This window comes from Streptomyces sp. SolWspMP-5a-2 (assembly GCF_900091845.1).
Lineage (GTDB): Bacteria > Actinomycetota > Actinomycetes > Streptomycetales > Streptomycetaceae > Streptomyces > Streptomyces doudnae.
On sequence record NZ_FMCI01000187.1, the window covers coordinates 1 to 6,505 of the forward strand.

Below are 6,505 nucleotides of genomic sequence, written 5' to 3' on the forward strand. Positions count from 1 at the left end.
CTGACGCGTCCGGCGGGCCCGGCCCTGCCGCGGCGCCCCGCGCCGACCAAGCCCCGCGTGCGGGGCGCCGCGGCGAAGGTGCCTGGGGCTGGCTCTTCGTCAGCCCCATGGTGATCGTGCTCGGCCTCTTCCTCGTCCTGCCGATCCTGATGGCGCTGTGGGTGAGCCTGCTCCACTGGGACGGGCAGTCCAACCCGTTCAGCGGCCAGGCGAAGTTCGCCGGTCTGGACAACTACCGGGCCCTGCTGGTCGACGACGGCCTCGACCGGACGCTGTTCGCGACCTCGCTGCGCAACAACGCCTACTACGTGCTGCTGACGGTGCCGGTGCAGACCGTGCTCGCGCTCGGGCTGGCGCTGATCGTCAACCAGCGTCTGCTGCGGGCCCGTTCGGCGCTGCGCACCGCGTTCTTCTTCCCGTCGGTGACCAGCTCGATCGCGGTCTCCACGATCTTCCTCTTCCTGTTCCAGGGCAGCGGCGCGGTCAACACGGCGCTGTCCTGGATCGGGGTGAAGGGGCCGAACTGGTTCAACGATCCCCGGGGTGTGCTGAGCATGCTCCTGGGCGGTCTCGGGCTGGTCGACACCGGGCACCCGACGGGTCCGCTCGCCGACCACTCCTTCCTCGGCCTGTCCTGGTTCGAGTGGCTGGCCGGGCCGTCGGTCGCGATGTGCACGATCATCCTGCTCGCGGTCTGGACGACGTCCGGCACCTTCATGCTGATCTTCCTCGCGGCGCTCCAGGACATCCCGCGCGAGCTGGAGGAGGCGGCCGCGATCGAGGGGGTCAACCGGCGCCAGATGCTGCGGTACGTGACGCTGCCCGCGCTGCGGCCGGTCCTCTTCCTGGTCCTCACCCTGGGGCTGATCTCCACCTGGCAGGTCTTCGACCAGGTGTACGTGATGAGCCAGGGCGCGCCGGGCAACACCACGCTCACCCCGGCGTTCCTCTCGTACTCCTCCGCGTTCGACGACGCCGACTTCGGGCAGGGCGCGGCCATCGCGTTCATCCTGCTCGCGCTGATCCTGACCATGACCGCCGCGCAGCGCTACCTGCTGCGCGAGCGCGCGCCCCGCAACCGGAGGAGCCGATGAGCAGCCCGACCCCGGCGTCGCCGGTCCTCCCCCGCTTCGCCCGTCCGCTGCGGGTGCTGGGCTACACGGCCGTGGCGGCGGTGGGCCTGCTGTACCTGCTGCCGTTCGTGCTCCAGTTGGTGACGGGCTTCAAGACCGACCCGGACGCGGCGGCGCACCCGCTCGGCCTGCTGCCGACCACTCCGACCACCGCCGCCTACCAGCGGCTGTTCGGGCTGAGCCGGTCGGCGAGCGGGGTCCCGTTCCTGCGCTGGCTGGGCAACTCGGCGTTCGTCGCGGTCTTCGTGACGGCGGGGCGGGTGCTGTTCGACGCGATGGCCGGGTACGCGCTGGCCCGGCTGCGGTTCCGGGGCCGCGGGGTGCTGTTCGGCTTCGTGCTCGCGGTGATGGCGGTGCCGAACGTGGCGCTGCTGATCCCGCGGTTCCTGGTGCTGAACACCTTCGGTCTCTTCGACACCTACACCGGCATGATCCTGCCGCTGATGGTCGACGCGGCCGGGATCTTCATCATGAAGCAGTTCTTCGAGTCGGTCCCGAGGGAGGTCGAGGAGGCGGCGCGGGTGGACGGCGCGGGCGTGTTCCGCACGTTCTGGTCGGTGGTGCTGCCGATGGCCCGCCCGGCTCTGCTCACGCTGACGATCCTCTCCTTCCAGGGGTCGTGGAACGAGTTCACGCACTTCCTGGTCTCCACCCAGTCCAGCGAGTACGAGACGCTCACCGTGGGGCTGGCCCGGATGGTCTCGGGCGGGCTCGGCGGCGGCACGCAGTACCCGCTGAAGCTGGCGGCGGCGCTGCTGGCGACGCTTCCGGTGGCGGCGCTGTTCTTCTGCTTCCAGCGCTACTTCGTGCAGGGCGCCAACGCGGGCGCGGTGAAGGAGTAGCGGGTGGCGGCGCGGTACGGCGCCGCCTCCCGTGCGTCCGGCGCGGGCCCGCTCTCCGGGCCCGCGCCGGACGGCGTTAGCATCCGCTCATGACGACTTCAGAGACCGAAGGCACCGCACCCCTCGACGTGCGGATCGACGCCCTCAAGGGCGGTTCGGCGGACCTCGGCCAGTACGCGGGCCGGGCCGTCCTCATCGTGAACGTGGCCTCCAAGTGCGGCCTGACCCCGCAGTACTCGGCCCTGGAGCGGCTCCAGGAGCGCTACGCGGACCGCGGCTTCACCGTGCTCGGGGTGCCCTGCAACCAGTTCCTCGGGCAGGAGCCGGGCAGCGCCGAGGAGATCGCGGAGTTCTGCTCGGCGACCTACGGCGTGACGTTCCCGCTGACCGAGAAGGTCGAGGTGAACGGCGAGGGCAGGCACCCGCTCTACGAGCGGCTGGTGGGCTTCGCCGACGCCGAGGGCCACACCGGTGACATCCGCTGGAACTTCGAGAAGTTCCTCGTCGGCCGGGACGGCGCGGTCGTCGCGCGGTTCTCCCCGCAGACCGAGCCGGACTCCCCCGAGGTCGTCGCCGCCGTCGAGGGCCAGCTCGGCTGACCCGCCCCGGCCCGCCCCCGCCCGGTCACTTCAGCTCGTCCGGGCAGGGGGTTCCCCGGGGGACCGTGTAGGGGGCGGCCAGCCGGTAGGTGCCCGCCTTCGGCGCCACCAGCATCGTCCACTTGTCGCCCTTGGCGTCCTTCTCCGTCTCCGTCAGGCAGCCGTTGACGTTGTCGTAGGTCCTGGCCGTGCCGTCGCCGCGGTGCTTGGACTCCTCCGTCTCCTGGGGCGGGGGGAGCTTCTTGCCGTCGGCGTCGACGATGCTCAGCCACGGCGAGTACGGGATGCGGATGAGGACGCGTCCGGCCTTCTTCACCCGCATCGTCATCTCGCCCTGCTCGGCGCGGTCGACGACGGCGTTCGGCTCGGCGAGCGGGGCCGGGTCGGTGACCTGGAAGAGCTGCCAGTTGGCGTCGCCCCAGATCTGGCTGAGGAACGGCATCCCGCGCTGGACGAGTTCGCGCTCGCGCTCGCCGCCGTCGCCGTCCGGCTGGTCCTTGGGCAGCACGACGAAGTGGACGGCCCACCGCTGGAGCCACTCGTGGTAGTTGGCGGAGTTGAGGGTGTCGTCGTAGAAGAGGGGGTTGCGCTCCATGTCGGCCTGGCGGTTCCAGCCGCGGGCCAGGTTGACGTAGGGGGCGAGCGCGGACGCCTCCCGGTGCGAGGCAGCCGGTACCACCTCGACCCGGCCCTTCTCGGCGCCGACCTTCTGCAACTCGTTGACGAGGGGCGCCAGTTCGCGGGCCCAGGAGGCGGTCGGGGTGGTGTGGACGACGTCGTCGACGGACTTGTAGCCGATCCAGCCGGTGAAGACGGCGGCGGCGAGCGCGGTCGTGTACCACTTGCGGGAGCCGCGGACGGTGAAGGGCAGCGCCGCCACCAGGGCCACCCCGCCGAACAGCATCGCCAGGCGGGTGATGTTGGAGCCGATCTGGGAGCTGACCACCCAGACCGCGAGGACCCCGAGCGCGTACACCCCGGAGGTCAGCCGGACCGTCGTCCACTCCCTGGGGACGAGGAACACCACCAGGACGGCGAAGAGGAAGGGCAGCACGACCGAGCCGAACTTCATCGGCTGGGTGCCGGAGAACGGGAACAGCCACGCCGAGACGGCGACCACGGCGGCCGGGGCCAGGCCGAGCGCCCAGGCGCCGGGGCGGCGCTTCTGGAGGAACATCGCCACCGCGACCAGGCCCACGAAGAGACCGGCCACCGGGGACGACATGGTGGCGAGCGCGGCGAGCGGCGCCGCGCAGAGCGCCTTGGCCCACCGCTTGTGGCGCCAGCGGTGGGGCCAGCAGAAGACGACGGCGACGGCGCCCAGCGCGAAGACCGTGCCGAGGCCGAAGGTGACCCGGCCCGAGGCCGCGTTGCAGAGGAAGGCGAAGACGCCGGCGAGGGACGCCCAGAGCGGATTGCGCACCGAGCGGCTGCGGATGAGGATCATGGTCAGCAGCCCGGCGGAGACGGTGCCGGCGATCATCATCGTCGTCCGTACGCCCAGCAGCGACATCAGGTAGGGCGACACCACGCTGTAGGACACCGGGTGCATGCCGCCGTACCAGGCGAGGTTGTACGCGGAGTCGGGGTGGCGGCCGACGAACTCGGCCCACGCGTCCTGCGCCGCGAGGTCACCGCCACTGTTCGCGAACGTGAAGAACCAGACGATGTGCAGGAGTCCGGCCAGGGCCGTGACGGAGAGCACCGGGTGCCGCAGCAGCCGCTCGCGCAGGGCGAGCAGCGCGCGGGTGAGGGGTCCGGCGGGGGCGCCGGGGCCGCTGTCGCGGCCGGGGTCCTGCTTCTCACCGCCCGCCGCGGGCACGCGTATTCGTGGGCCGGTTCCCGGGCCCGGTTCGGCGTCGTCGGCACGTGTCGGCTCCGCAGTGGCCACCTGTAGGCACTCCCCGTGGTGTCCCGTCTTCATCTGGCGCGGGCGGCCGTCGTCGTCCGCCCGTTCGCGGCCACGTCCCGGGGGTCACCGGGTCGCGTCCCGTGCGCGACGGCCTGCCCCGTTTCGTGACGCTAGCACGCAGCCCGCCGGGGGGCGCCGCGGTGGGCGTCCCGGCGGGCTGCGCGAGGGATCAGGTGATCCGGGTCAGCTTGGCGCCGAGGCCCGGTTCGGCCAGCTCGCTCTGGAGCTGGACCGGGACCTTGACAGCGCCGCCGTCCCCGTCGCCCACGGTGAGCGTGCCCACGGTGGTGCCGGCCTTCGCGGTGTGCGGGACGTCGTCGGCGTCGAAGGACAGCCTGACCTTCAGCCCCGACCAGCCGACCGCGCTGACGTCCTTGGTGACGACGACGGGCGTGTGGCCGCCGAGCTGGTCGTCCACATACCCGACGACGTCGCCCTTCTTCAGGATCTTCGCCGACTTCAGCGCGTCCTGGGCGGCGATCATCGCCGTCTTGCTGACCTGGTTGACGGTGTCGATGATCGGCGCGGTGTGCTGGCCGAGGATCGCGCCGACGACGGTGACGGTCTGCCCGTCGACGTCCTTGGTGGCCGCGAACAGCAGGTTGCCGCCCGCCTTGGTGGTGGTGCCGGTCTTGATGCCGAGGGCGCCGTTGTAGGGGACCAGGCGGTTGTAGTTCTGCCAGGTCTGGCCCGAGGGGTCCTTCCAGCTCGGCAGCTTGGTGATCTCCATCAGGGCGGGGATGCGCACCAGGGCGTTGCCCAGCTTCACCTGGTCCTCGGCGGTGGAGACGGTGGTCTCCTTGAGGCCGGAGGCGTCGGTGTAGGTGGTGTTCTTCATGCCCAGCTCCTCGGCGGTGGAGTTCATCTTCTTGATGAAGTCCGCCTCGGACCCGGAGTCCCAGCGCGCGAGGAGCCGCGCGATGTTGTTCGCCGACGGGATCATGATGGCCGACAGCGCGTCCCGCTGGGTGAGGACGTCACCCGTCTTGACGGTGTTGAGCGTCGACTCGCCGTCCTTGTCGTAGCCGCCCTCCTTCTCCGCGAGGGCGTCCACCGTGATCTTCGCGCCGTCCGAGCCCGACTTCATCGGGTGGTCCTTGAGGACGACGTACGCCGTCATGGCCTTCGCGACGGAGCCGATGGCGACCGGCGTCTGCTTGCCGAAGGCGCCCATCGTGCCGATGCCGTTCACGTCCAGGCTGCCCTGGCCCTCGGACGGCCAGGGGAGCTGCGCCCGGCTGCCGTCGAAGGTGTAGGAGTCCTCGGCGGTGAGCGCGAGGGTGGGCGTCGGCAGCGGGCGGAAAGCCTGCGCGATCGCAAAGACGAGGATCAGGAGCAGGACCAGCGGGGTCCAGATCTTGACCCGCCTGACCAGTGTGCGGACCGGGGTCTGCGGGGGCGGCGGGGTGTTCGTCAGCTCGGCCAGCAGGTCGAGCGGGGGCTTCGGCGGCAGCGGCTGCTGCCGGGTCAGCTCGGGGCCGACCTGCGGCACGGCGGCGGTGGCCTCGGCGGGCGTGCGGGCGGGCGGCTCGTCGAGCGGCTTGAGCGCGACGAACTTGCTGGCCCGCTCGGCACCGGTGCCGAGCTTCAGCATGGTGGTCGGCTGGTCCACCTCGGGCTTCGGCGGCCGGACGGCCTTGAAGACGGCGGTGGGGTGGTCGAGCGGTTCGGGGCCGGGGTCGGCACCGGGCTCCCCGGGGGAGTCGGCACCGGAGTCGCCGTCGGGGGTGACATCGGTGTCGGCGTCCGTGTCGGCCGCGTCGGCGTCGGCGTCCGTGTCGGCGTCGTCAGGGACGTCGTCGTCCGCGCCCGGGGTGACGGCCGCGCCGGGGGCGGGGGCCTTATCGGCGGGGGCGCTCGCGGACTTGGCGGGGGTGTCCTCGCCGGGGGTCTCGGCGGGCGCGGCCGTGGCGTCACCGGCGGGGTGCGCGGGCTTGGCGGGTTCGGACGTGGGCTTCGCGGGTTCGGACGTGGGCTTCGCGGGTTCGGACGTGGGCTTGGCGGGTTCGGCCGGGGCGT

4 protein-coding genes and 1 pseudogene are annotated in these 6,505 nt (G+C 71.9%); 3 read left to right on the forward strand and 2 right to left on the reverse strand.

Annotated elements, in window-relative coordinates; translation table 11 throughout:
- The 3 genes from GA0115242_RS19215 to GA0115242_RS19225 form a co-directional block, all read left to right on the forward strand.
- Window positions 1–1,094: carbohydrate ABC transporter permease (locus tag GA0115242_RS19215; RefSeq protein WP_237549155.1), on the forward strand; the 1,094-nt coding region annotated here is incomplete at its 5' end.
- On the forward strand, window positions 1,091–1,975 hold the full coding sequence (locus GA0115242_RS19220) for a carbohydrate ABC transporter permease (protein WP_093830106.1): 885 nt from the start codon (window positions 1,091–1,093) through the stop codon (window positions 1,973–1,975). The genes GA0115242_RS19215 and GA0115242_RS19220, both read left to right, overlap by 4 nt.
- An 89-nt stretch (window positions 1,976–2,064) precedes the next feature.
- Window positions 2,065–2,574, forward strand: coding sequence for a glutathione peroxidase (locus tag GA0115242_RS19225; protein WP_093830108.1), 510 nt, complete (start codon window positions 2,065–2,067; stop codon window positions 2,572–2,574).
- Window positions 2,575–2,599: 25 nt separating this feature from the next.
- Here the strand turns inward: GA0115242_RS19225 and GA0115242_RS19230 are convergent, their stop codons facing one another.
- Together GA0115242_RS19230 and GA0115242_RS19235 are read right to left on the reverse strand one after the other, a co-directional pair.
- Window positions 2,600–4,465 carry a hypothetical protein gene (locus tag GA0115242_RS19230; RefSeq protein WP_093830110.1) on the reverse strand — a complete coding sequence of 622 codons (1,866 nt, stop codon included), beginning with the start codon at window positions 4,463–4,465 and terminating at the stop codon, window positions 2,600–2,602.
- Between the two features lie 190 nt (window positions 4,466–4,655).
- A pseudogene (locus tag GA0115242_RS19235) lies at window positions 4,656–6,505 on the reverse strand (D-alanyl-D-alanine carboxypeptidase); the annotation flags it as partial.

What these genes read in the sequence shown, in the direction of transcription:
- GA0115242_RS19220 (WP_093830106.1), top strand. Translation starts at nt 1,091, where the DNA reads ATGAGCAGCCCGACCCCGGCGTCGCCGGTCCTCCCCCGCTTCGCCCGT.
- GA0115242_RS19225 (WP_093830108.1), top strand. Translation starts at nt 2,065, where the DNA reads ATGACGACTTCAGAGACCGAAGGCACCGCACCCCTCGACGTGCGGATC.